The organism is Corynebacterium sp. HMSC056F09 (assembly GCF_001815785.1).
Classification (GTDB): Bacteria; Actinomycetota; Actinomycetes; order Mycobacteriales; family Mycobacteriaceae; genus Corynebacterium; species Corynebacterium hiratae.
This window is the reverse complement of the sequence record NZ_KV821915.1, coordinates 1-23490: the sequence shown is the minus strand read 5'-3', so window position 1 is coordinate 23490 and position 23490 is coordinate 1. Positions and strand designations below refer to the sequence as shown.

The window sequence follows — 23490 nt, the reverse complement described above, 5'->3', positions numbered from 1 at the left end:
TGGGTGCGGAGGTCTACGCTGGGCTGCATGAGCGAAGCACTCTTTAGCCGCGTCGAGCCCATTCAAACCATGGCTGATGGGACCGTCAAGCAGGTCAACCCCTTCTCCGGAACGGAGGTGTGGACGGTGCCTGGCCGCGGCAACCGCCCGCTCGCGCATCCAGCACAGGACCCACAACCGCTGGCGGCCGATGCTTTCACGCACACCTGCGCCTTTTGCTCAGGCCGCATGCTGGATACCCCACCGGAAAAGTCCCGTATTCTGGCTTCGGGGGAGATTCAGCGCGGCCTCCTTCCTCACGAGCTGGATGAGTCCGTACCAGCCTTTCGCCGCGTGCCCAACCTTTTTGAGATCGTGTCCTATGACTATTGGCACGAGAACTATGGCTTCACCATGGACCCCGACGTGGCCCGCCACAAGGAGCGCTACGAGTCCGACGAAGCTGGGCGCCTGCATGTGCTCAATGTGGTGCGCACCAAGCTCAAGGCGGCGGGGAAGGATGCCGCGCTGGACGACGAATCCCTGCTCGCCCTCGCCGATGGCTTCTTCGGAGGTGGCCACGACGTCATCATTTCTTCGCGCCACTTTGTGGAGGGTGCGGTCGATGATAGTCAGCTCGCGTCCTCCGGCACGCTGAGCCCCGATGAGCACTTCCTGCTGACAACATTCACTGCGGAATCGACGCGCGAGCTCTACCAGCGCAACCGCTATGCCTCTTATGTCGCCGTGTTCCAGAACTGGCTAGCACCGGCGGGCGCGTCCTTCGATCACCTGCACAAGCAGCTTGTCGCTATTGACGCCTTAGGTATGGCTGCCCACCAAGAAAACGCGATTCTGCGGGCGCACCCGAATATGTACAACGATTGGGCGGTTGGCTACGCGGCAAAGCGCAACCTCGTTATCGCCGAAAACGACTATGCGGTTCTCTTCGCCGGCTTTGGCCACCGCTATCCCACACTGGAGATCTTCTCCAAGTCGCCGCGCTGTGAGCCCTGGGAGCAGACCCCCGGTGAGGTTCGCGGGATGTCGGACCTTATCCACGCAGCGCATGCCGCTGTGGGTCCGGATGTGGCCTGCAATGAAGAGTGGCACCACCGCCCGCCCAGCGTGGATCTGCCGCAGCCGTGGCGTGTGATGATCAAGCTCAGGGTATCGACCCTGGCCGGTTTTGAGGGCGGCACGAAGGTGTACATCAACACCATCGATCCCTGGGGATTGCGCGATCGCATCGTGGATGCCATGTTCCGCCTGCGCGAGCGCGGCAAGATTGCCTCCGGTATCGCGATTGCCACTGAGTGCGAGCTCAAGCGCAACAGCTTGCGCTATAACCCATTGGTTTGAATGGCCCCGCTTCTCCGGAGGCAGATAAATTGATAAATAGATAAATCGGCGAGCGTTGATAAATTGATAAATAGATAAATCAGACCACGAGCACGAGCTCGGTGCCGCGCAATTCGGTGCTCATACCTGCCTCCTGCGCAACACTGGCCGCATCCTTGAGGGAGGAGACGCCTTCACCGTGGAGGGCAAGCACGCGGGCGAGCTCACCCTTGTAGTGCTTGTTGAAGTGAGAGACCACCTTGCGGGAGCCATCCTCTTGCACCGTCTCCACGCGCACGGTGGCGGCGTCCTTGAGCTTGCCCAGTTGCTGGTAGGTGCCCGAGCGCATGTCGATGAGGAACTCGCCTGCGGCGACAAGCGCGCGCAGCTCATCCGTGATGGCCGTACCCCATCGCGACTTCAGCGTCCGCCCGCCCAGTTTCGTACTACCGGAGAGTCGGTAGTGCGGGATGAGATCATCGGCGCGCACTAGACCAAATAACGCATCGCCCACGGCGAGGTAGCGCCGCGCTTCCGGGGGAAGGGTAGGGGCGTCGAGGGCGTCATACAGCACTCCGGTGAAACGCTCCAGCGCGGGCATGGTCGGGGAGGATGCCAACTCGCGGTTAGACTCGGCTTCCCCACGCAGCTTCTCAGAGAGTTTGAGCACTTCCAGCGCTTCATCGACGTCGAGGGAGGACAATTCTGCAGCGATTTCTTGGCGGATCGGATTCAACGCGGGAAAAGAAAGCTCGTCCCAATTCAGGGCCGCGCCGTTGCCGCCGTGTGCTTTGGTCTCAGAAGGAGGGAGGATGATCAGCATGGCTACATGCTAGCGATGTAAACTGAGCAACCATGATTACACGTCTTTCTGAGCTTTTCCTCCGCACTCTTCGTGAGGATCCGGCTGATGCCGAAGTCCCCAGCCACAAGCTTCTCGTCCGCGCAGGTTATGTGCGCCGCGTCGCGCCGGGTGTATACACCTGGCTGCCACTGGGGCTGCGCGCCATGCGCAAGATCGAAGACGTAATCCGTCAGGAGATGAACGCTATCGGCGGCCAAGAGATGCTGTTCCCGGCGTTGCTGCCGCGCGAACCCTACGAGCAGTCGAACCGCTGGACGGAGTACGGCGATAACCTCTTCCGTCTCAAGGATCGTAAGGGCGCTGACATGCTCCTAGGCCCGACCCATGAGGAGATGTTCACCACCGCAGTGAAGGATATGTACTCCTCGTACAAGGATTTCCCGGTCACGCTGTATCAGATCCAGACGAAGTACCGCGATGAGGAGCGTCCGCGCGCGGGCGTGCTGCGCGGCCGCGAGTTCACCATGAAGGACTCCTATTCCTTCGACATGACGGATGAGGGGCTCGATGAGTCCTATGCCCGCCACCGCAAGGCTTACCAGAACATCTTCAATCGCCTGGAGATTGATTACGCGATTTGTAAGGCCACCTCTGGTGCGATGGGAGGCTCGGCCTCCGAGGAGTTCCTCGCCGTGTCTGAGGTAGGCGAAGATACCTTCGTGCGGGCCACCGAGGGCGATTACGCCGCCAACGTGGAGGCCGTGGTCACTCAGGCTCCAGAGGAAATCCCCTTCGACGGCCTGCCGGAGGCACAGGAGCATGAGACTCCGAAATCCGAGACCATCGAAACGCTGGTGGAGTGGGCTAAGAGCGCCGGCATTACTGTCGCCGACCGCGAGGTCACCGCAGCGGACACCCTCAAGTGTATGATGATCAAGGTAGCCGCCCCTGCAGCTACGGAGGAAGAGAAGGAATGGGAACTCGCGGCTGTTCTTATTCCGGGCGACCGCGCGTTGGATGAAAAGCGCCTGGAGGCTTCGCTTGAACCGGCCGAGTTCGAGCTCGCCAGCGATGAGGATTTCAAGAAGAGCGACTTCCTGGTCAAGGGCTACGTTGGGCCGCGCGCTCTTAACGCCCACGGCATCAAGGTCTACGCCGACCCGCGCGTGGTTTCCGGCACCTCCTGGATTACCGGTGCCGATGCCCCGCAGCGCCACGTCGTCGGTTTGGTGGCTGGCCGCGACTTCACAGTGGATGAGTTCATCGAGGCGGCCGAGGTCAAGGAAGGGGACCCGGCACCGAACGGCCAGGGCACTCTGACCCTGGAGCGCGGCATCGAGCTGGGCCACATCTTCCAGCTGGGTCGCAAGTACACCGAGGCTTTCGACGTCCAGATCCTGGATGAGAACGGCAAGCGCGCCGTGCCGACCATGGGTTCCTACGGCATCGGTGTTACGCGCATGCTCGCGGTGCTGGCGGAGCAGCGCCACGATGAGAAGGGCCTCAACTGGCCGGTGGCTGTGGCCCCGTACCAGGTGCACGTGGCCGTAGCGAACAAGGATGCCGCTGCCCTCGAGGCAGGCCAGAAGCTGGTGGAGGATCTGGACCGCGCAGGCGTAGAGGTGCTTTTCGACGATCGCCCCAAGGTCTCCCCGGGCGTGAAGTTCAAGGATGCAGAGCTTCTGGGCATGCCGTTCATCGCCATCCTGGGCCGCGCCTTTGCCGACGGCATCATTGAGCTGCGCATCCGCGGCGGCGAGACCCGTGAGGTCCCCGCAGACTCCATCGTGGACACCTTAACGGAGCTCATCCGCGGCTAGGTGCGTTAAGCGCGTAGGCTCGCGGGTATGAGTTCCCACAACCCCGCACTGACATATTCAATGGCTGCAGCACTCTCTGCCATGGGAGTGCTGCATTTTGCTAAGCCGAAGCCCTTCGAGTCCATCATCCCGCCACAGCTTCCAGGGTCGGCTCGCTTCTACAACTTCACCTCTGGCGCCTGGGAAGTGGTGACCGGTGCACTCCTGGCGAACCCATCGACGCGGCCTGCAGGCGGCCTTTCAGCCCTAGCTTTGCTCGCTGCCGTGTGGCCGGCGAACTTCTACCAAGCCTACAGGGACTTAGAAAGCGGCAAGGCATCAACCGGCAAGAAGATCTACCACGCGGTGCGTCTGCCGTTGCAGATTCCGGTCATGCGCTATGCCTGGTCGCTGTACGCCGAAAAGAACGCCAAACGTCGGTAGCTCAGGAAAATCGAGCTCGCGAGGGAGGAATTAAGCTGCACTGATGCGGTGAGATTGGGCGGCTACAGAAATAAGCCAGCTTCGCCATTCAGCATTGGGTGCCGCTTGGTCGGGCACCTCCTGTGAGGCGGCGGAGGCCCATGTCACCGTGTCACTATGCGCGACGTCGTCAAGGAACGCGCGCGCTGAGGCGGCGTCTACGGGCAGCTCACCGGAGGTCGAGGTGTAGGCCGCTGCGGGCTGTGGCACTGGTCCGATTTTGGCTACTGCTTCTTGGAGCGCGAGGACGCGGTTCTCGTGCAGAGCGAGGCGCTCATCAACCAGCTCTTCGACGTCAGGTGTGACATAGGAACGAGCAAAGTCCAAGGCATACACCTGCCGGTATTCCCAGTCCAAGAGTTCGGTGGCGAGGTCAGCGTCATCCTCCGTCAGCTCCGGCACAGCGCCCGGTTCATCGGTGGAGCGGGCCTCCATTGCGATGGCTTGGGCGACGAGCAAGGGCCGAGATTCCGGGGAGACCGCGTCAAGTTGCTCTTCAATCGATGAAGAAGCTGCGGCAAGCACGGCAGCCGCATCAGTGGCCTCGTATGCTTCACCCTCACGATTCACTTCGCAGGAGCGCGGAACGTGTCCTTCCTCGTCGCGGCCGCAGAGGCGCTCAATTTCGGAGTAAAGCTCGTCTGCGTGCTGCGCGCGCAGGGACGCGGCATCGGGATCGAGTTCCTGCAGTGCGTGGGCGTCGGCGCTGGCATCGTGAGCCAGAGAGGTCAACGTAGGGTCCGCGTGGGGGCCAAAATAGTCCACGATCGCGTCGGTGGCTTGGCAGCCGCCCAACCATGGGGCGGCGCAGACAAGGAGGGCGGGCACAACTACTCGGCGGTTCACGCGATAGACCCTACCCGTGTGACCTAGTCTAGAGCGCATGGCATTCCCAACACCCGCACAACTGACCGAAATCCTCCAGCCTGTTGCCGCCGCACGCGGCCTCGACATCGAAGATGTGAAGACTACACGAGCTGGTAAAAAGTCGCAGGTCATCATCCGCATCGATGGTGATGAACGTCCGAGCTCCGATCTCATCGAGGAACTTTCGCAGGAGATTTCCGAGTTTTTTGATGCACAGGAGGAAGCGGGCACTCTTAACTTTGGGGCAGGCTACACCCTGGAGGTGTCGACCCCCGGCGTGGATTTTCCGCTCAGCGCACCACGCCATTGGCGTCGGAACCAAGGAAGGCTGGTCGGCTATGCGTTGAGCGACGAGCCCAGCACCACCCGTGTTGCCAGAATCGGTGCTCTCTCCGCGGACGAAGAATCAGTGGCGCTCATCACGACCGTGAAGAAGGAGGTGCGCTATCAGGTCGAGCGATTGGAAAATGTAAGCCGTGCAGTGGTAGAAATTGAATTTGCTCAACCTCCAGCACAGGAGCTGGAGGCGGCAATGCAGACGTTCGACTTCGCCGAGCAGAACTCGGCAACCCGAGAGGACTAACAAGTGAATATTGATCTAGAGGCACTCCGCACGATTCAGCGCGAGCGAGGCGTCCCGGTGAAGGACCTGCTTGAGGCAATCGCGGGTGCCCTTTTGTATTCCTATCTGGATCACCGTGCCGAGTCTGCTGAGACGAAGGCAGAGGGGACAAAGTCCCGCGTGGATATCGACGCCGATACCGGCGCCGTTGCCGTCATCGTGACGGAAAGCGATCCGGAGACCGGAGAGATCGTCAGCGAATACGACGACACCCCGGATAACTTTGGGCGCGTCGGCGCCCAGGCTGTCCGTGATGCCATCCTGCGTAAGCTGCGCGAGAACGAAGCGGAGCGGACCTATGATTCCTATTCTGAACTGACCGGAACGGTTGTGTCGGGCGTCGTCCAGCGCGATATCCACGCGAACAAGCGCGGCGTCGTCGTGGTGCAGCTGGGTACCGAGCACGATTCGCAGGATGCTTTCCTGTTGCCGGCCGAGCAGCTGCCGGGAGAGAAGCTTGAGCACGGCGACCGCGTTAAGGCTTATGTCGTGGGTGTAAGCCGCAACGGGGCCAAGGTGCAGATCACGCTGTCGCGTACCCACCCAGAGCTGGTTCGCGGCCTGTTCGAGCTGGAGGTCCCAGAGGTGGCCGACGGTGCAGTAGAGATCATCGCCATCGCCCGCGAGGCAGGGCACCGCTCGAAGGTGTCCGTGCGTGGCCACGCCAAGGGCCTCAACGCCAAGGGTGCATGCATCGGCCCGAAGGGTTCCCGCGTCAGCAACGTGATGCGTGAGCTCGGCGGTGAGAAGATTGACATCATCGATTACAACGAAGACCCAGCCGTCTACGTGGGTAATGCTCTCGCCCCGTCGAAGGTCGTGCGCGTAGAAATCCTCGATGAAGAAGCACAGGTAGCCAAGGTAACCGTGCCGGATTACCAGCTCTCGCTGGCCATCGGCAAGGAGGGGCAGAACGCTCGCCTCGCAGCTCGCCTGACCGGATGGAAGATTGATATTCACTCCGATGCCGCTCGTGACTAGCTTTCCAACCTACCTGCGGTGGGATTAAAGGTTTGGCCTATTTTCGCGTAGACTAGACAACGGCCCACATGCAGGAATGCTGTGGCGTAGTAGTAGTGGTGATTCGACGTAAGGAGTGGGATGTCTCAGGGACAGCGACTCCGCACCTGTATCGCCACGCGTCAAAAGCATCCCGACACGGAATTGCTCAGGGTTGTCGCCGATAGGGACGATCCCACAGGAAGCCGTGTTGTTCCGGATCCGCGCCGCCTCCTCCCCGGCAGGGGAGCGTGGATAAGGCCAGATCTGGAGGCAGTAGAGCTGGCGGAGCGAACCCGTGCCTTCAGGCGCGCGCTCCGATTGTCCACAGACGTGGACACAGGTCACGTACGTGAGTACCTCGCTGCTCAGCAGCAGGTGCAGTCGGCGGGCAACAGCCCGTGCGACCCAGAGTTAAAAAGGAAGACCGAACACTGATGAGCGCACAACCATGAAGCAGCATCAGCGATGAAAGTCCATAGCCATTAACTAGGGGTCAAGCCGTATTCCGCGGCCTTGGCTCCTAGAAAGATTAAAGAGGAGACAAGTGCCCGGAAAGCTACGTGTACACGAGTTGGCAAAGCAGCTCGGCGTAACCAGCAAGGAACTACTCGCCACGCTGAAGGAACAAGGCGAGTTCGTCAAGACCGCATCCTCGACCATCGAACCGCCGGTGGTCAAGAAGATGCGCGCACATTATGAAGCTAAGGGTGGCAACGACAAGCCGGCGGAGAAAACCGTGCCGGCAGCCTCCCCGGCTTCTGCTGCCAAAAAGGCGGCAGAGAAGAAACCAGCAGAGAAGCAGCCGGCTACCGCCGCTAAGCCTGGTCCGAAGCCGGGGGCAGCGCCGAAGCCGGGTGCCGCTCCCAAGCCGGGCGGCGCCCCGAAGCCGGGAACTGCGCCTAAGCCGGGCGGTGCCCCGAAGCCGGGTGCACAGCGCAAGAATGCTGACAAGCCTGGCGAGCGCGCAGTTACACCGCGCTCCATGCCGAAGCCTGGTGGTACCCGTCGCGTCGCCAATAACCCGTTCTCCACGGGCGGCTCGAGCGATCGCCCCAGCCCCGGACCACGTCCGGGCGGCAGCAAGGGGCAGCGCTCCGCCGGCAAGCCTGGTGATAACCGCGGTGGCAAGGGCGGAGCACGCCCGCAGGGTGATGGCAATCGCAGCGGCGGACGCCGCCCATCGCCGGCCATGATGCCTTCGCATCCGAACCCGGCCAGCATGCCGTCGAAGGCCGCAGGCAGCGGCGGTGGCGGTCGCGGCCGAGGTGGTCGTGGCGGCGGACCGGGCCAGGGCGGCCCAGGCCACGGTGGTTTCCGTGGCGGACGCGGCGGTCGCCGCGGTGGTACCGCTGGTGCATTCGGTCGCCCTGGTGGCGCACCGCGTCGCGGCAAGAAGTCGAAGCGTCAGAAGCGCCACGAGTTTGAAGAGCAGCAGAAGCATGAGGTAGGCGGCGTACGCCTGCCTGACGGCGGCGGCAAGGTAGTTCGCCTGCGCCGCGGTGCTTCCCTGGCTGACTTTGCCGAGAAGATCGGTGCGGATCCCGCAGCATTGGTTCAGGCACTGTTCAACCTCGGCGAGATGGTGACGGCTACGGCCTCCGTATCCGAGGACACCCTGCAGCTTTTGGGCTCGGAGATTAATTACGAGGTCCAGGTTGTCTCACCGGAAGACGAGGACCGTGAGCTGCTCGAGTCCTTCGACCTGCAGTTCGGTGAGGACGAGGGCGGCGAAGAAGCCCTTGAGAAGCGCCCGCCAGTCGTTACCGTGATGGGTCACGTTGACCACGGTAAGACCCGCCTTCTGGACACCATTCGTAAGACCAACGAAGGTGCGGGTGAGGCCGGTGGCATTACCCAGGGCATCGGTGCCTACCAGACCACGGTGAATCTCGAGGATGGCCCGCGTACCATCACCTTCCTGGATACACCGGGCCACGAGGCGTTTACCGCCATGCGTGCCCGTGGTGCCAAGTCCACCGACTTGGCCATCCTGGTGGTCGCCGCTGATGACGGCGTGATGCCGCAGACCATTGAGGCGATCAACCACGCCAAGGCAGCGGACATCCCGGTCGTCGTCGCGGTCAACAAGATTGATAAGCCGGAAGCTTCCCCGGATAAGATCCGTGGTCAGCTCACTGAGTACGGTCTGGTGCCGGAGGAATACGGCGGCGACACGATGTTCGTGGACATCTCCGCGAAGAACAACATCAACATCGACGAGTTGCTGGAGGCTGTCATCCTGACGGCGGACGCTGCACTCGAGCTCACCGCTAACCCGGATATGGATGCGCAGGGTTCTGCGATCGAGGCTCACCTCGACCGTGGCCGCGGTCCGGTGGCAACCGTCATCATTCAGCGCGGTACGCTGCGCATTGGTGATTCCATCGTGGTTGGCGATGCGCATGGACGTGTGCGTCGTATGCTCGATGAGTTTGGCAACGACGTGGAAGAGGCCGGCCCGTCCCGCCCGGTCCAGGTGCAGGGTCTCAACGGCGTGCCTGGTGCCGGCGACAACCTCTTGGTTGTCGAAGATGACCGCGTCGCTCGCCAGATTGCCGCACAGCGTGACGCGCGTAAGCGTTCTGCTCTGCAGGCCAAGGCCCGCAAGCGCGTCTCCCTCGAGGATCTGGATGCAGTGCTCAAGGAAACTTCGACGCTCAACCTCATCCTCAAGGGCGACAATGCCGGTTCCGTCGAAGCTCTGGAAGATGCCCTGCTGGACATCGAGGTCGACGACGAGGTTCAGCTCAACATCATCGACCGTGGCGTCGGTGCTGTGACGCAGACCAACGTCAGCCTGGCTGCGGCTTCCGACGCCGTCATCATCGCCTTCAACGTTCGCGCTGAAGGCAAGGCGACGGAGGAAGCGAATGCCGAGGGCGTTGACATCCGCTACTACACCGTGATTTACCGCGCCATCGAAGAGGTTGAGGCAGCTCTCAAGGGCATGCTCAAGCCCATCTACGAGGAGCGGGATACCGGTGCGGCGGAGATCCGCGCGCTGTTCAAGTCCTCCGCCGTCGGCACCATTGCCGGTTGTATGGTCACCGAGGGCAAGGTCAAGCGCAACGGCAAGGTTCGCCTCGTGCGCGACGGAAACGTCATCGTCTCCGATGCCAAGATCGAGTCCCTGCGCCATGAGAAGGATGACGCAAACGAGATCAACGCCGGCTACGAGTGCGGTATGGTCCTGTCCTACCCGGACATCCAGGTAGGCGATATCATCCAGGCCTACGAGGAAGTCGAGGTCCCGCGCGACTAATTACATCTGAGCTCTCCGCTCACTAAATGCGCTCAGATAACAAAGCCCAGCCAGGAAAGTTTCCTGGCTGGGCTTTAATCATTTCGGCCGAAAGGTGCAGAATCGGTATCCTAGACTAGTTGCCAGTACCCGTACGCAAAGGAGCTTCACCATGGTTGATCACGCACGCGCCGCGCGCATGGCAAAGCGCATTCAGACAATCGTTGCCAGCGCTATTGAACGCCAGATTAAGGATCGTCGCCTTGAGCTTGTGACCATCACGGATGCCCGCGTTACGGGTGACCTGCACGATGCCACCGTGTACTACACGGTGCGCGGCGCGGATATCGAATCCGAGCCGGATTACGATCAGGCTGCCGAGGCTCTCACGCGAGCTAAGGGGCAGTTGCGCAAGATCGTGGGCGACGAACTGTCGGTTCGCTTTACGCCGACGCTGTCCTTTGAGCTTGACACTGTCCCCGAGGCGTCCGCTCACATGGAGGATTTGCTCGCCCGCGCCCGTGCCCGCGATGCGGAGTTGGCCAAGTTGAAGGAAGGCGCGCAGCCGGCTGGTGATGCGAATCCGTACAAGACCTCGGATAAGGAAGAGGACTAAGTGTCACGAACCAACTACGAAGCCGCAGTTGATGCGCTGGTGCAGGCCAGCAGTATTTGCATTATCACGCACTTGCGCCCAGACGCCGATGCTGTCGGCTCTGCGGCGGCCCTCACCTTGGCGCTGCGCCAGCGCGGGAAGCAGACCCGCACCGTGATCGGGCAGCGCCGCGATATTTCCGCCAACCTATTCTCCATTCCTACCGTGGACGAGATTGAGCTGGTGGATGAGCTTCCGCAGGGCTACGACCTTTATGTCACTGTGGACTGCGGCTCGATAGATAGGACGGGTTCGGTGGCCCGGGAGATCGAGAAAATGGCCGCCGTCGGCCGCGTCCTATGTATCGATCACCATGCTTCTAACGACGGCTTCGGTGCCATCAACGTGGTGGATCCAGTGTGTGAGTCCACCACGGTGGTTCTGCTCGATATCCTGGATAGGCTTTCTATCCAGATCGATCGCGTCATCGCGCACTGCCTGTACGCGGGCCTTGTCACCGATACCGGTAACTTCCGTTGGGGCCGCCCAGCGATGCATGATATCGCTGCGCGCCTGATGCTCTATGGGCTCGACACCAAGCAGATTGCGCTGGAACTCATGGACTCCAGCACGGCCGATGACCTGCAGATGATCGGACGCGTGCTCTCAGGCCTCAGGATTGAGGAAGCGGGGGAGCACCGCCTGGCTGTTCTCTTCGTGCCGCATGAGGAAGTCGCGTCTCATGCCGATTCCGCCATTGAGTCTTTTGTCGACTATGTCCGCGCATTGAAGGGCACTGACATTGGAGTGGTCTTCAAGGAACAGGCGCCCAATGTGTGGGCAGTATCTTTGCGTTCCTCTGCGGTCAACTGCGCCGAAGTGGCCCTCACCTTCGGCGGCGGTGGGCATGTTCCGGCGGCTGGCTATACCGCGCACGGAACGCCCGAGGAGGTTATCGCGCAGCTGGTAGGTGCGTTGTCCTAAATGGCTTCCGAGCAACCAGTCAAGGTATCTGCCGCGGAGGTTTTCCGTCTTGCCGTGCCCGCTCTGGGAGTTCTCGCGGCGATGCCGCTTTATTTGCTCCTGGATACCGCGGTGGTGGGCCGGCTTGGAGCGGAGGATTTGGCCTCGCTGGGAGCTGCGGCCACGCTACATTCCGTGGTCACTACCCAGCTGACCTTCTTGTCTTATGGCACGACCGCGCGAGCCTCTCGTCTATTCGGTGCGGGTAAGCGGGAAGAGGCCGTGGCGGAGGGCGTGCAAGCAACGTGGGTTGCCGTGGGCGTGGGGTTGGTGCTCGCTATCATCATGTGGCTCTTCGCCGGCTTCTTTGCGATGTGGTTGACTGGCAATCCAGATACGGCGCGGGGGACAGCACAGTGGCTGCGAATCGCCTCCGTCGCGATTCCTTTTACCCTCATCAACATGGCCGGCAACGGCTGGATGCGAGGTGTTCAAAACACCCGCAAGCCTCTCTACTTCACCCTCGCAGGTATGGTTCCTGGCGCCATCGCGGTGCCTATTTTCGTGCACTTCTGGGGTCTGCCGGGCTCAGCTCTGGCCACGGTGCTGGGCATGGGGATCATTGCGGCGTTTTTTGTGGCGGAGCTGCGCCGCGAGCATGCCGGATCGTGGGAGGTCCGCTGGAGCGTTGTGCGTCGGCAGCTCGTGTTGGGGCGTGACCTCATCGTGCGTTCGTTGAGTTTCCAAGTGGCATTTTTGTCGGCGGCAGCGGTGGCCTCGCGTATCGGAACTGCCCAGTTGGCTGCGCATCAAATCATGATGCAGATGTGGAACTTCCTGTCTCTCGTTCTGGATTCCCTCGCTATCGCTGCCCAAGCATTGACCGGCGCGGCATTGGGGGCAGGGTCAGCGCGCTATGCCCGCACGGTGGGAACCAAGGTGACGCTCTACTCGACGTCCTTCTCCCTCGCGCTCGCAGTGGTACTAGGCCTCGGCGCCGGTGTCATCCCGCAGATTTTTACTACGAGCCCGGAGGTCCTTGAGGTCATTTCCGGCCCGTGGTGGGTTATGACTTTCCTCGTCATTATTGGCGGCGTCGTTTTCGCCCTGGACGGCGTCCTCCTAGGCGCTGGGGACGCAGCCTTCCTCCGTACGCTCACCCTCGCATCGGTGCTCTTGGGCTTCCTCCCCGGTGTCTGGTTGGCTCTGGTTTTCGGCACCGGCCTGACCGGGGTGTGGGGCGGAATCGCCGCGTTCATCCTCATCCGCATGGTGGGCGTGGTGTGGCGCTTCTACTCCATGCGGTGGGCGCAGGTCTAGCCCTGTGGTAAAAGTAGAGAGAATGTTTGTGTGAAGGAGGCGCTATGACCACGTTGTGGGCTGTCTCCGATCTCCACGCGGCGGTGCGAGTCAACGGGGACCGTATCGAGGAACTCGTTCCGCCGAATCCGAATGACTGGTTGATTGTGGCGGGCGATGTGGCCGAGCGCATTGACCTTGTCATCAACACCTTGGCGCGGCTGAAAAACCGCTACGCCACCGTGATCTGGGTGCCCGGCAATCACGAGCTCTTTTCCCGCGGCCAGGACGCGTATCAGGGACGTGAAAAATACGATCGGCTCGTGGAGGGCTGCCGGGAGATTGGCGTGGTTACCCCAGAAGACCCTTTCCCGGTTTTTGGAGGGGTTACTGTCGTCCCGCTTTTTACGCTGTATGACTACAGTTTTCGTCCGCCGGGAACAACGGTAGAGCAGGCGCTCGCGAGCGCGAAGCAGAAGCAGATCATCATGACCGATGAATTTGCTATCGCCCCGTTCGTCGATGTCCGCGCGTGGTGCTGGGACCGCTTGGCGTATTCCATCAAGCGCCTATCACGGGTTGAGGGCGAGACCGTCCTGATCAATCACTGGCCGCTGGTGCAGGAGCCAACCCTGTACCTGCGCTGGCCCGAGGTGGCGTTGTGGTGTGGAACCCGCCACACGCGTTCCTGGCCGCGGCGCTACAACGCCAAGGCGGTCATCTACGGTCACCTCCATATGCCTAACCGAGCCAACATTGATGGAGTAGACCACATTGAGGTGTCTCTGGGCTATCCGCGTGAGTGGCAAGCGCACGGACATCTCCAGCCGTGGCCATATCCGGTGCTGAGTATCGATGAGAAGACAGGGAGGGCAGAGCATGCTTGAGCCTTCCCTCTTCCCGGAGTCAGCGCGATATTGCTATGTGCGTACAGACGAGTCGATGACCGATCTGCTCAATTACAACCACCTATCCCCGGAGGAGCGCTCCGTGGTCTCCCAAGCCGTGGACGTGCGCAAGTCCGAATTTGGGGATGCACGCTGGTGTGCCCACCAAGCCTTGAAGGAGCTCAACTACACCGACAATGAGCCGATTCTGCGCGGCGAGCGAGGCATGCCGCTGTGGCCGGAGGGCTATACCGGATCGATGACGCACACCGAAGGCCTGCGTGCAGCGGTAGCAGCGCCAACCACCCACGTGCGCTCGATGGGGCTGGATGCCGAACCCGCGGAGCCTTTGCCGGAGCATGTGCTGACGATGATCGCTCGGCCGGGGGAGATGCCGCAGCTGGCTCAGTTACAAGCGGCGGGTATTTCCTGCCCGGACCGCCTGTTGTTCTGTGCCAAGGAGGCCACCTACAAGACGTGGTTCCCCATGACCCGGCGGTGGCTTGATTTTGACCAAGCGGAAATTGACCTGCGCCTAGACGGAACGCTCGTCTCTTACCTCTTGGCGCGGCCGACTCCAGTGCCGTTCATTACGGGGCACTGGATCATCCGGGATGGCTATGTCATCGTTTCTGCTGCCGTTCCAGCGCTCAACTTTGACAGGTAAACCGGGGCGTTAAAGCGTCGAGGGCCGCGCGACGAAAACCGTGGCTAAGCGCTTTCCTTTCTCCTTGATCAGGGCGATCGACCGTCCCTGCGGATCGACGGCCGCGTACGTGCCTTGCAACCCGCGCGGCTCCAGCCACTTGCCCATAGCCAGGGCTTGGGCCTCATCATCGGTGACTTCTAAAACCGGATAGCTGCGAGCGAGAGCCTCGTCGAGACTCAGGGACAGCGTCGGGGAGTCCTCGAGAGCAGAGAGGGGGAGGGCGTCGTCAAGCGTGAAAGGGCCCACCTCCGTGCGGCGCAGCGCGGTAAGGTGCCCGCCGACGCCGAGGGCCTCACCCAGATCCCGAGCCAGCGAGCGGATGTAGGTTCCCGAAGAACACGCGACCGACACGTCCAAATCTACGAACTCGCCGCAGCGCCGCGTATCGAGGATATCGAAGCGGCTGACCGTGACCGGGCGAGCTGGAATCTCAACCTCTTCGCCCGCCCGCACTCGTTCGTGGGCACGCTTGCCATCGATTTTGATCGCGGACACCGCTGCCGGCCGCTGCAGAATATCGCCGGTCAGCGCAGCAATTTCCTGCGAAATGGCAGAATCCTCCACTGCGGTTGCCGGTTTGCCCCACGTAGCTTCACCTTCCGCATCGTCGGTGTGGGTAGCCATGCCGAGGCGAATCGTGGCGTCGTAGGCCTTGGTGGAGGCCACCATGTGCGCGAGGAACTTGGTGCCACGTTCGAGGCCTACAACGAGCACTCCCGTGGCCATCGGATCTAGCGTGCCCGCGTGCCCCACCTTGCGGGTATGGAAGAAGCGACGCAGTTTTCCCACGACGTCGTGCGAGGTCATGCCGGCGGGTTTGTCGACGACCACGAGGCCGGAACGTTCGAGCGGATCAGTCATGCCCTGCAGTCTAGGGCACCGGCTGCGGTGGGATAGCATGGTGGCCGTGGATATTTGGTACGGAATCAATAGCATCCCCGCTGACCTTGGCCCGACATCAGTGACGATTGGTGTCTTCGATGGCCTGCACCGCGGACACCAACAGTTGGTCACAAAGGCCGTCGAGCATGCGCGCACGCATGGCCAACGCCCAATCATGGTGACCTTTGATCCGCACCCAGTCTCCGTGTTCTTGCCGGAGCGCGCGCCGCTCTCCGTGATTACTTTTGAGCGCCGCATGCAGTTGGCGGAAGAGATGGGCATCGAGGCCGTGCTCGTCATCGACTTCACCGAGGAACTCCAGGGCGTCGAGCCGCGCGAGTACGTGACGGAACTCCTGGTGGGGCGTTTGCACACAGAACACGTCGTGGTGGGGGAGAACTTCACCTTCGGCGCAGGTGCATCCGGCACCGCGGAGGCGCTAGCGAAATTCGGTGCCGAGTTCGGGTTCGACGTTGACATCGTGCCTTTGCTTGACGACGAGGGCGAGCGCATCTGCTCCACCAACATCCGCGCCGCTCTTGCTAAGGGCGATATTGCGCGCGCCAATTGGGCGCTGGGACGCCACTTTACGGTGACCGGGCCCGTTGTGCGCGGTGCAGGACGCGGCGGAAAGGAGCTTGGTTTCCCGACCGCCAACCAGTATTTCCCGGAATCCGTCGCCATCCCGGCCGATGGCGTCTACGCGGGCTGGTTCGTGGTTGAACCCACCGGCGCTCCACTCGAAGGCGACATGGAGCCCGGCGTTCCTTATCCAGCCGCTATCTCGGTGGGTACGAACCCCACCTTCGGCGACGAGGAGCGCTCTGTGGAGTCCTTCGTGCTGGACCGTGACGCAGACTTGTACGGGCACGAGGCCACCGTGCACTTTGTCGACCACGTGCGAGACATGGAGAAATTCAACTCCGTGGAGGAACTCCTGACGGCTATGGAGCGAGACGTTGCTCGAGTTCGTGAGATTCTGGCACGCGAGGTCTAAATGAAGATCATCCTCGACCTCGACACCGGAATCGACGATGCCCTCGCTCTCGCCTATGCCGTAGCGCACCCCGACCTCGAGTTGATCGGGGTTACGGGCACCTATGGCAACGTGCCGGTGGCGTTGGGAGTGCGTAACTCTCTGGCGTTGCTGGAGCTTCTCGACGCCGAGGATGTCCCCGTCTTCACAGGCCCGACACGGCCGGGCTTTAGCGTTGCTCCCATTTCTGCTTTCATCCATGGCCGCAATGGCCTTGGGGAAGTACTTCTGCCTCCGCCGCGCCGCAAGGCATACGAGGATGCAGTGGGCTTTCTTATCCGTTCGGTGCGCGAGCACGGGGAGGACCTGGTTATCGTGCCGACGGGACCGTCAACAAGCATTGCTGGCGCCATGCGCAAAGACCCGGACTTCGCCCGCAACGCCCGCATCGTCATGATGGGTGGGGCGCTGACCGTGCCCGGGAACGTCACGCCCTATGCCGAGGCCAACGTCTTCCAAGATCCCCAAGCCACGGACTATGTATTCCGCCATGCTCACGACCTCACGATGGTGGGGCTCGATGTCACGCTGCGCACGTTGCTCACCAGGGAGCACACGAAGCAATGGCGCGGTACACCCACTGGTCGTATCTACGCGGACATCGTGGACTACTACATTCGCGCCTACAAGACGACCTCGCCGCACCTTGGCGGTTGCGGGCTACACGACCCTTTGGCGGTAGCAGTAGCAGCCGATCCTTCGCTGGTTACATGCCTCGACCTCAACCTGCGGTGTGAGGACAGTGGGCGCACGATCGGCGATCCGGAACGCCTAGATAACCCCACCACTCGCGTGGCCGTTGCAGTGGATGACGGTCGCTTCGTTGATGATTTGATGTCGAAGCTGGGCAGCCTCTATACTTCTACTTCGGCTTGCTGACTGCGGTCCACAGTAGTCACGGGCAGCGCCTCACGGCGCAACATTTCATGTGGACTGAAATACAATAGGAGATTTTCCATGGCTTTGAGCACCGAGAAGAAGGCTGAAATCCTCAAGGAGTACGGCCTGCACGAGACCGACACCGGCTCCCCGGAGGCACAGGTTGCCCTGCTGACCTCCCGCATCAACAACCTGACCGAGCACCTCAAGGATCACAAGCACGATCACCACTCCCGCCGTGGTCTGCTTCTCATGGTTGGTCGTCGCCGCGGCCTGCTGAAGTACCTGGCAGCCAACGACGTTGACCGTTACCGCGACCTGATTTCTCGCCTGGGTCTGCGCCGCTAAGCGCTTAACTTTTCAACCCCCGCACTGCGTGCGGGGGTTTTCTTATCTCATCTGCTAAAATCCTTGGACGTTGTCAGAAAACATCGAAGAAGAGGCGGCACCGAAGATCGCCATGACAGCTCCAAGGAGAGTTACATCCATGAGCGCTAAGAACGCTAAAAAGCAACCGAACAATTCCGTCGAGTTTCTTATCGACGACGATTACGGCATCACCGAGGCCATCGCCACCCTGGACAACGGCGATTTCGGCACTCGCACCATCCGTTTTGAGACGGGCCAGCTGGCTCGCCAGGCCGGTGGCTCCGTGACCACTTACCTGGACGAGGACACCATGCTGCTGTCCACGACCACCGCTTCTAACCAGCCGCGCGAAGGCTTCGACTTCTTCCCGCTGACTGTGGACGTCGAGGAGCGCATGTATGCCGCGGGTAAAATCCCGGGTTCCTTCTTCCGTCGTGAGGGACGCCCTTCCACCGAAGCTATCCTGGCCTGCCGCCTCATCGACCGCCCGCTGCGCCCAACCTTCGTGAAGGGCTTGCGCAACGAGGTTCAGGTCGTTGTCACGGTCCTCTCCATGGATCCGGAGGAGTACTACGATGTCGTCGCTATCAACGGCGCTTCTGCCTCCACACAGCTCTCTGGCCTGCCTGTATCCGGCCCGGTGGGCGGCGTGCGCATGGCGCTGATTGCTGATGATAGGCACCCGAAGGGCCAGTGGGTGGCCTTCCCGAACAACGAGCAGCACGAGCGTGCTCTCTTCGAGATGGTCGTTGCCGGCCGCATCGTGAAGAAGGGCCGCAAGGACGACGTTGCCATCATGATGGTGGAGGCAGGCGCCGGCGTGAACGTGGCTGAACGCATCAAGGAAGGCGCCCCGGCACCCCAGGAATCCACCGTGGCCGAGGGCTTGGAAGCTGCCAAGCCCTTCATTAAGACGCTGTGTGAGGCTCAGGCAGGTTTGGCTGAGCGCGCCGCGAAGGAGACACAGGAGTTCCCGCTCTTCCCGGCCTACAGCGAGGATGTATACGAGGCAGTGGAGAAGGCAGCCTCCAAGAAGCTGCAGAAGCTGCTCACCATCCCGGGTAAGCAAGACCGTGATGATGCAACGAACGAGTACATGGAGCAGATTGAAGCCGATCTCCTTGACGAGTTCGATGACCTTGAGGAGGCGGATGCCTCCAAGCAGATCCGTAACGCCTTCAACGCTGTGATGAAGGATATCGTCCGTAACAAGATCCTCACTGAAGGCTTCCGCATTGATGGTCGTGGTGTTACTGACCTGCGTGACCTCGGCGTGGAGGTGGATCTCATCCCGCGTGCCCACGGCTCCTCCCTATTTGAGCGTGGCGAGACTCAGATCCTAGGTGTCACCACCCTGGACATGCTCAAGATGGAGCAGCAGATTGACTCCCTGACCCCGGTGGAGTCCAAGCGCTACATGCACCACTACAACTTCCCGCCATACTCCACGGGTGAGACCGGCCGCGTGGGTTCCCCGAAGCGCCGCGAGATTGGTCATGGTGCGCTGGCTGAGCGTGCTTTGCTGCCGGTTATCCCGTCCCGTGAGGACTTCCCGTACGCTATCCGCCAGGTCTCCGAGGCTCTGGGTTCCAACGGTTCAACTTCCATGGGTTCGGTGTGTGCCTCCACCTTGTCCCTGTACAACGCAGGTGTTCCGCTCAAGGCTCCGGTGGCGGGCATCGCCATGGGCCTTGTCTCCGGTGAGGTTAAAGGTAAGGAGAAGTTCGTTGCGCTGACCGATATCCTCGGCGCCGAGGACGCTTTCGGCGACATGGACTTTAAGGTCGCAGGTACCTCCGAATTCATCACCGCTCTGCAGCTGGACACCAAGCTGGATGGCATTCCTTCGCACGTGCTTGCCGACGCCCTCGAGCAGGCCCGCGATGCCCGCTCCGCCATCCTCGAAACCATGGCTGAGGTTATCGAGGGCCCGGACGAGATGTCCGGCCTTGCCCCGCGCATCACCTCTGTGACCATCCCGGTTAACAAGATTGGTGAGCTCATCGGCCCGAAGGGCAAGACCATCAACACCATCACCGAGGAAACCGGCGCTGACGTCTCCATTGAGGAAGACGGCACCGTCTATGTCTCCGCTGCCACCGGCGAGGCTGCTGAGGCTGCCATCGAGCGCGTCAACAGCATTGCCAATCCGCAGCTACCCAAGGTCGGCGAGCGTTTCCTCGGCACCGTGGTGAAGACCGTGGCCTTCGGCGCCTTCGTATCCCTGACCCCGGGCCGCGACGGCTTGGTGCACATCTCGAAGCTGGGCGGCGATGAGCGTATCGAAAAGGTCGAAGACGTGGTCAACGTCGGCGACAAGATCCAGGTCGAAATCGCGGACATCGATAACCGCGGCAAGATTTCCCTGGTCCCGGTTGAGGAAGACTAATTCCCAAACCTCATAAGCCAGAGCCCCGCTCTCCAGCTCGTTCATGGGCTGCGATGGCGGGGCTCTTAGCTTGTTGGGTGCTAGCTGCTAGTCCTGGAAATCAAGTACAAGTCGTTTGGGGTCCTCGAGAAATGTCACCGAGTACGGAGTCCTCTTCTGCAGACCAATGATGAATTGCGATTGTGACTCAAATGAGCTGGTGTAGACGACCTCACTCACGACTCCAGTTCCAGGAGTAGTTCCCTGCTGAATATGCCGTTCCTCGAGCTCAGGCGTAGATGGCCAAGGAGTTCCCTCGATTCCGACGTCGAGAAAAGCATTTCCTTCTGCCTCAACGGGGTAACCGGAGGCCTGCTGAGTTGGGCTGTCTGTGTAGGTGGTAAACCAGCCCGGTTCGCCGTTTCCCTCGAGATCAATAACTACGCGGGTAAAGCCATTGTGAGCCCCCACACGCACCGTAGTTGGCGTGAGATCTCCAAGCCGTTCGGGCATGTGATGCCGATTATCCAGGGCTGCTGTACCCATGCCCGCAAACTGTGCTGCAGTCATCGCCTCCGAGCTGCTTTGCGCGCCCGAGTCCTCTGAGGCCATTTCTTCACTGGCTGGTGCTTCAGCAACTCGCGGGCTGGATTCAACCGAACTAAAAGCAGGTGAATTTGTGGAGTGCGAACCTCCCTCAGAGCATGCGGTGATGGTCAACGCACATCCGGCAATGATGACCCCGAAGACGGTGGTCGGTGCAATAGAGCGAGTCATATTTTCCCTTCAGCTGTGACAGCAGGATCCAGCTTCCTAGACCATCATAACGAGCAGCAACACGTGGGCATCACTGCGTAACCCCGCTGGACCCCGAGGGGCATTCTCAGGCCATCTAGCCTCCCTAACTCTTAAAAGTTCCGCTCAGTTCCAAAAACTGCGCCGACTTTTTACCATTAGGGAGGCTTTTCTTTATCTCCCTCCGGCCCCGGCTCCCGCGACCCTTCGTCGTTTGATTCGACGGCTTGGGGTTGTGCGGGGTGAGTTTTGGGTTCATCGTTTGTTTCGACGGCGCGGGGCTTATCCGTGTGTTCATCCTTCTTAGTTATGCGTACCGAACGGAGGTTCTATGGATTTGAGAGGACTTTCCATCTACTGTCATGAGTGAAGTGCATTCCCAACGCTAAGAAAGGTAAAGAGTATGGTTAAAAAGTCTGCAAGAAAAGTTCGTTTGGCATTGGTTTGTGGTGCTGTCTTGGCTCTTGCCGCCCCCAGTAGCGCGTTTGCTCAGGATGCAGAAGCGACCTTGGATGGTGATACGGTTCCTGCTGCAGACAGTGAATCGGGATTTGAGTTGTCTTCCGGAGAAACCAAGACTGTAGACCTGTCGGATGCCAAGGAGAAACAGTCAGCGGAAATCCATGTGGAAGGTGAGCCGACTATAAGCTTCTATGATGCATCAAACACTGCCCCTGCGTGTGTGTCTGCTGAGCATCATCAAGCTGAGATCAAAATTCGGAATAATTGCCCTACACCTGTTCGGGTGAAAGTCATCATGACGGGTTGGGTGGGTTCTCAGGATATTGAGTGCACAGGGGTTGCCCCGGGCGCTGAAGAAACCGTTTCCAAGTTGAAGGTTCCAGGTATTACTCGCATCGATCGAGTGGAGAATTGCTAATGAAGAAATTACGTGCTTTGGCGCTTACACTCGCTCTTCCTTCTGCAGTGTTTGCTCAAACGCAAGTCGCGCAAGCAGCGGGTGTTGTTAAAAATGAACTAGGCATGATCACCATGAAATGCCAGGTAGTGGAGAATGCCCCCGGCAATCCTATTGTGGGCTTTGTCATAGGTAATCATCCAACAGATCCTAATGCTGCCAAATCCGATGCAAATTTGTATGAAAGCAAGTTTAACAATGCCCATAAGAGGCATTGCTATCCTCAGCGGAAGTACCGTCCGTCGGGTGCCTATGACACGAGTTGGAACCCTAAATGATGTCCAGCGAAATTACCCTGACAAAGACCTATTTCCTTGCGAGAGAAGAGGATTTGCCTCGGTTTTATCAGCGCTATCTTGAACGAGTGGAGCGCGTGAAACAGTTCACGACCGTCTATCTGGTCGCTGATGTGGAGATTGATGAGTCGGATTCCGTTGTGAAAAAGAACTTGCTCCATGATCTCCAGGCTCAGAGTGATGAACCGGTTAACGAGGATGAATGGAATATGTATAGCTATTCCACCGCATTAGGGACGATCGACGAGCCTATTGAGCCTGGGGCGGCTGTGTCACGTTTGTGGGAGGACATGCTTTTGACCGACGATGAGGAGTGGCCTCGGTCTTTTATCAGCTCTGTTGATTTCGCGTCGTTTATGTCACGGCCGAAGTAACGGACTGGAAGCCGTTCGGTGCAGGTGGTGAAGTTTTGTCGAGGGAGTCACGCTTAACGTGACTCCCTGAGCTATTGTTCTCTATTTTTGTGAAGCTAACCCGTTAAGAACATTTGTTCCATCTTTCCAGAGAGTGTGTCTCCCTCCTGTTATATAATCAATAGTGCTTCGCGGGTTGAGCTAAGCAGTGATCTAGGACTCGACATCCTAGGTACCTTAGCAATAGCAGTGTTATACCTGATTGCTCTTTGGATTATTAAAAGTGTAGGTCAGCCTTTTTCAAAGAAGTTTCTTGTTCGCATAAATAAAGAAAAGGAGCAGAGAATGGGTCATAACAATCGCAGTCGCATTATCGCGTCAATTGAAAATATAGGTACTGGAGCAATCGGTAGCTCACTGCTCATGCTGAACTCGTGAAGCAAAGGTTAGAAGCCCTAGAACCGTTTATACGAATCTAGGGCTTCTTTGTCGTTTTAGAAATTTCGTGCGAGATCTTCCGGGTTATGATTGCGAAGCCTTCATGACCTGATGTCCAACGAGCCGTAGGCGAGGCGGGAGAAGGATACTCGTCATGCTCCTTCAAAGCGCGTGATAATCTGTCGTTTCGTTGGCGCATTAGGGTTTGCACACTCTAATGCGACCATTACTACATGGTGAAGATTATTCATGTTTCAGACCAGAGGTTACGACCGTTTCGTACGGCCAAGCAATTTGAGTTAACTGAGCGAGATCGGCTCCTCTTGACTGTTTGGTTGCGTTTGAAGCTATGGCGCGCGACCACGTTGCCAGGCTGTGGGGAATTTACGATTCGGGAGCTTGTAAGCGTCTTCGATTGCTCCGGGACAAAGGGTTCATTGACGATAAAAGCGTTTTCACGGGCTTCCCCAGCATTCTCACCATCACCAGCAAAGGCTGCAGGCACAGTAGATGGACGCACATTACTGATAAAGGGGCCCTTCCGGTTTTAGAGTGCGTTGATT

At 59.9% G+C, this 23490-nt stretch carries 23 protein-coding genes; 19 read left to right on the top strand and 4 right to left on the bottom strand.

Annotated elements, in window-relative coordinates:
- Nucleotides 1-27: 27 nt before the first annotated feature.
- On the top strand, nt 28-1341 hold the full coding sequence (locus HMPREF3056_RS03935; RefSeq protein ID WP_180963892.1) for a DUF4921 family protein: 1314 nt from the start codon (nt 28-30) through the stop codon (nt 1339-1341).
- A gap of 79 nt (nt 1342-1420) precedes the next feature.
- Here HMPREF3056_RS03935 and yaaA read toward each other — a convergent pair whose 3' ends face one another.
- Nucleotides 1421-2143: a peroxide stress protein YaaA gene (gene yaaA / locus HMPREF3056_RS03930; RefSeq protein WP_070754142.1), complete on the bottom strand. Its 723-nt coding sequence runs from the start codon at nt 2141-2143 to the stop codon at nt 1421-1423.
- A gap of 32 nt (nt 2144-2175) precedes the next feature.
- On the opposite strand from yaaA, the gene HMPREF3056_RS03925 reads away from it, so the two are divergent.
- A complete protein-coding gene (locus tag HMPREF3056_RS03925) occupies nt 2176-3945 on the top strand; it encodes a proline--tRNA ligase (protein ID WP_070754141.1) in 1770 nt (589 codons plus the stop codon).
- A 27-nt stretch (nt 3946-3972) separates the two neighbouring features.
- Nucleotides 3973-4368, top strand: a complete 396-nt coding sequence (locus HMPREF3056_RS03920; RefSeq protein ID WP_070754140.1) for a DoxX family protein — start codon at nt 3973-3975, stop codon at nt 4366-4368.
- Nucleotides 4369-4398: 30 nt separating this feature from the next.
- Here HMPREF3056_RS03920 and HMPREF3056_RS03915 read toward each other — a convergent pair whose 3' ends face one another.
- Nucleotides 4399-5253 (bottom strand): hypothetical protein, encoded by an 855-nt coding sequence (locus HMPREF3056_RS03915; RefSeq protein ID WP_070515635.1) that lies wholly within the window; start codon nt 5251-5253, stop codon nt 4399-4401.
- A gap of 37 nt (nt 5254-5290) precedes the next feature.
- On the opposite strand from HMPREF3056_RS03915, the gene rimP reads away from it, so the two are divergent.
- From rimP to HMPREF3056_RS03870, 9 genes are all read left to right on the top strand, one after another.
- The gene (gene rimP, locus HMPREF3056_RS03910) at nt 5291-5857 is read left to right on the top strand and encodes a ribosome maturation factor RimP (protein WP_070754139.1); all 567 of its coding nucleotides are present in this window, start codon (nt 5291-5293) and stop codon (nt 5855-5857) included.
- Nucleotides 5858-5860: 3 nt separating this feature from the next.
- On the top strand, nt 5861-6877 hold the full coding sequence (gene nusA / locus HMPREF3056_RS03905; protein WP_070754138.1) for a transcription termination factor NusA: 1017 nt from the start codon (nt 5861-5863) through the stop codon (nt 6875-6877).
- Nucleotides 6878-6997: 120 nt separating this feature from the next.
- Nucleotides 6998-7333: a YlxR family protein gene (locus tag HMPREF3056_RS03900; protein ID WP_070754137.1), complete on the top strand. Its 336-nt coding sequence runs from the start codon at nt 6998-7000 to the stop codon at nt 7331-7333.
- Nucleotides 7334-7442: 109 nt separating this feature from the next.
- Complete coding sequence (infB, locus tag HMPREF3056_RS03895) at nt 7443-10160, top strand: translation initiation factor IF-2 (RefSeq protein WP_070754136.1); 2718 nt, start codon at nt 7443-7445, stop codon at nt 10158-10160.
- Nucleotides 10161-10311: 151 nt separating this feature from the next.
- On the top strand, nt 10312-10755 hold the full coding sequence (gene rbfA / locus HMPREF3056_RS03890) for a 30S ribosome-binding factor RbfA (protein ID WP_046648080.1): 444 nt from the start codon (nt 10312-10314) through the stop codon (nt 10753-10755).
- Nucleotides 10756-11718, top strand: coding sequence for a DHH family phosphoesterase (locus tag HMPREF3056_RS03885; protein WP_070754135.1), 963 nt, complete (start codon nt 10756-10758; stop codon nt 11716-11718). It begins immediately after the preceding gene.
- Nucleotides 11719-13017 (top strand): MATE family efflux transporter, encoded by a 1299-nt coding sequence (locus HMPREF3056_RS03880; protein WP_070681990.1) that lies wholly within the window; start codon nt 11719-11721, stop codon nt 13015-13017.
- Nucleotides 13018-13061: 44 nt separating this feature from the next.
- Nucleotides 13062-13883 (top strand): metallophosphoesterase family protein, encoded by an 822-nt coding sequence (locus HMPREF3056_RS03875; RefSeq protein WP_049155431.1) that lies wholly within the window; start codon nt 13062-13064, stop codon nt 13881-13883.
- Entirely contained in the window at nt 13876-14550 is a 675-nt protein-coding gene (locus HMPREF3056_RS03870; protein WP_046648085.1) for a 4'-phosphopantetheinyl transferase family protein, read from the top strand. Before HMPREF3056_RS03875 ends, HMPREF3056_RS03870 begins: the two co-directional genes overlap by 8 nt.
- A gap of 9 nt (nt 14551-14559) precedes the next feature.
- On the opposite strand, the gene truB is transcribed toward HMPREF3056_RS03870, so the two are convergent.
- Nucleotides 14560-15453, bottom strand: coding sequence for a tRNA pseudouridine(55) synthase TruB (truB, locus tag HMPREF3056_RS03865; RefSeq protein ID WP_070754134.1), 894 nt, complete (start codon nt 15451-15453; stop codon nt 14560-14562).
- A gap of 37 nt (nt 15454-15490) precedes the next feature.
- On the opposite strand from truB, the gene HMPREF3056_RS13300 reads away from it, so the two are divergent.
- The 4 genes from HMPREF3056_RS13300 to HMPREF3056_RS03845 all read left to right on the top strand — a co-directional run bounded on the left by HMPREF3056_RS13300 (nt 15491) and on the right by HMPREF3056_RS03845 (nt 20147).
- Nucleotides 15491-16471 (top strand): bifunctional riboflavin kinase/FAD synthetase, encoded by a 981-nt coding sequence (locus tag HMPREF3056_RS13300; protein ID WP_070754133.1) that lies wholly within the window; start codon nt 15491-15493, stop codon nt 16469-16471.
- Nucleotides 16472-17389, top strand: a complete 918-nt coding sequence (locus tag HMPREF3056_RS13295; RefSeq protein ID WP_070754132.1) for a nucleoside hydrolase — start codon at nt 16472-16474, stop codon at nt 17387-17389.
- Between the two features lie 78 nt (nt 17390-17467).
- Nucleotides 17468-17737, top strand: a complete 270-nt coding sequence (gene rpsO, locus HMPREF3056_RS03850) for a 30S ribosomal protein S15 (protein ID WP_010190317.1) — start codon at nt 17468-17470, stop codon at nt 17735-17737.
- A gap of 139 nt (nt 17738-17876) precedes the next feature.
- A complete protein-coding gene (locus HMPREF3056_RS03845) occupies nt 17877-20147 on the top strand; it encodes a polyribonucleotide nucleotidyltransferase (RefSeq protein WP_070754131.1) in 2271 nt (756 codons plus the stop codon).
- Between the two features lie 87 nt (nt 20148-20234).
- On the opposite strand, the gene HMPREF3056_RS03840 is transcribed toward HMPREF3056_RS03845, so the two are convergent.
- Nucleotides 20235-20903, bottom strand: coding sequence for an AMIN-like domain-containing (lipo)protein (locus HMPREF3056_RS03840; RefSeq protein WP_158396518.1), 669 nt, complete (start codon nt 20901-20903; stop codon nt 20235-20237).
- 421 nt (nt 20904-21324) lie between these two features.
- On the opposite strand from HMPREF3056_RS03840, the gene HMPREF3056_RS13290 reads away from it, so the two are divergent.
- The 3 genes from HMPREF3056_RS13290 to HMPREF3056_RS03835 are packed head-to-tail and all read left to right on the top strand — an operon-like array spanning nt 21325 to nt 22510.
- The gene (locus HMPREF3056_RS13290) at nt 21325-21801 is read left to right on the top strand and encodes a hypothetical protein (RefSeq protein WP_070672192.1); all 477 of its coding nucleotides are present in this window, start codon (nt 21325-21327) and stop codon (nt 21799-21801) included.
- Complete coding sequence (locus tag HMPREF3056_RS13285; RefSeq protein ID WP_141754606.1) at nt 21801-22118, top strand: hypothetical protein; 318 nt, start codon at nt 21801-21803, stop codon at nt 22116-22118. The genes HMPREF3056_RS13290 and HMPREF3056_RS13285 overlap by 1 nt, the downstream gene beginning before the upstream one ends.
- Nucleotides 22115-22510 (top strand): hypothetical protein, encoded by a 396-nt coding sequence (locus tag HMPREF3056_RS03835; protein WP_042531285.1) that lies wholly within the window; start codon nt 22115-22117, stop codon nt 22508-22510. Before HMPREF3056_RS13285 ends, HMPREF3056_RS03835 begins: the two co-directional genes overlap by 4 nt.
- Nucleotides 22511-23490: the final 980 nt, after the last annotated feature.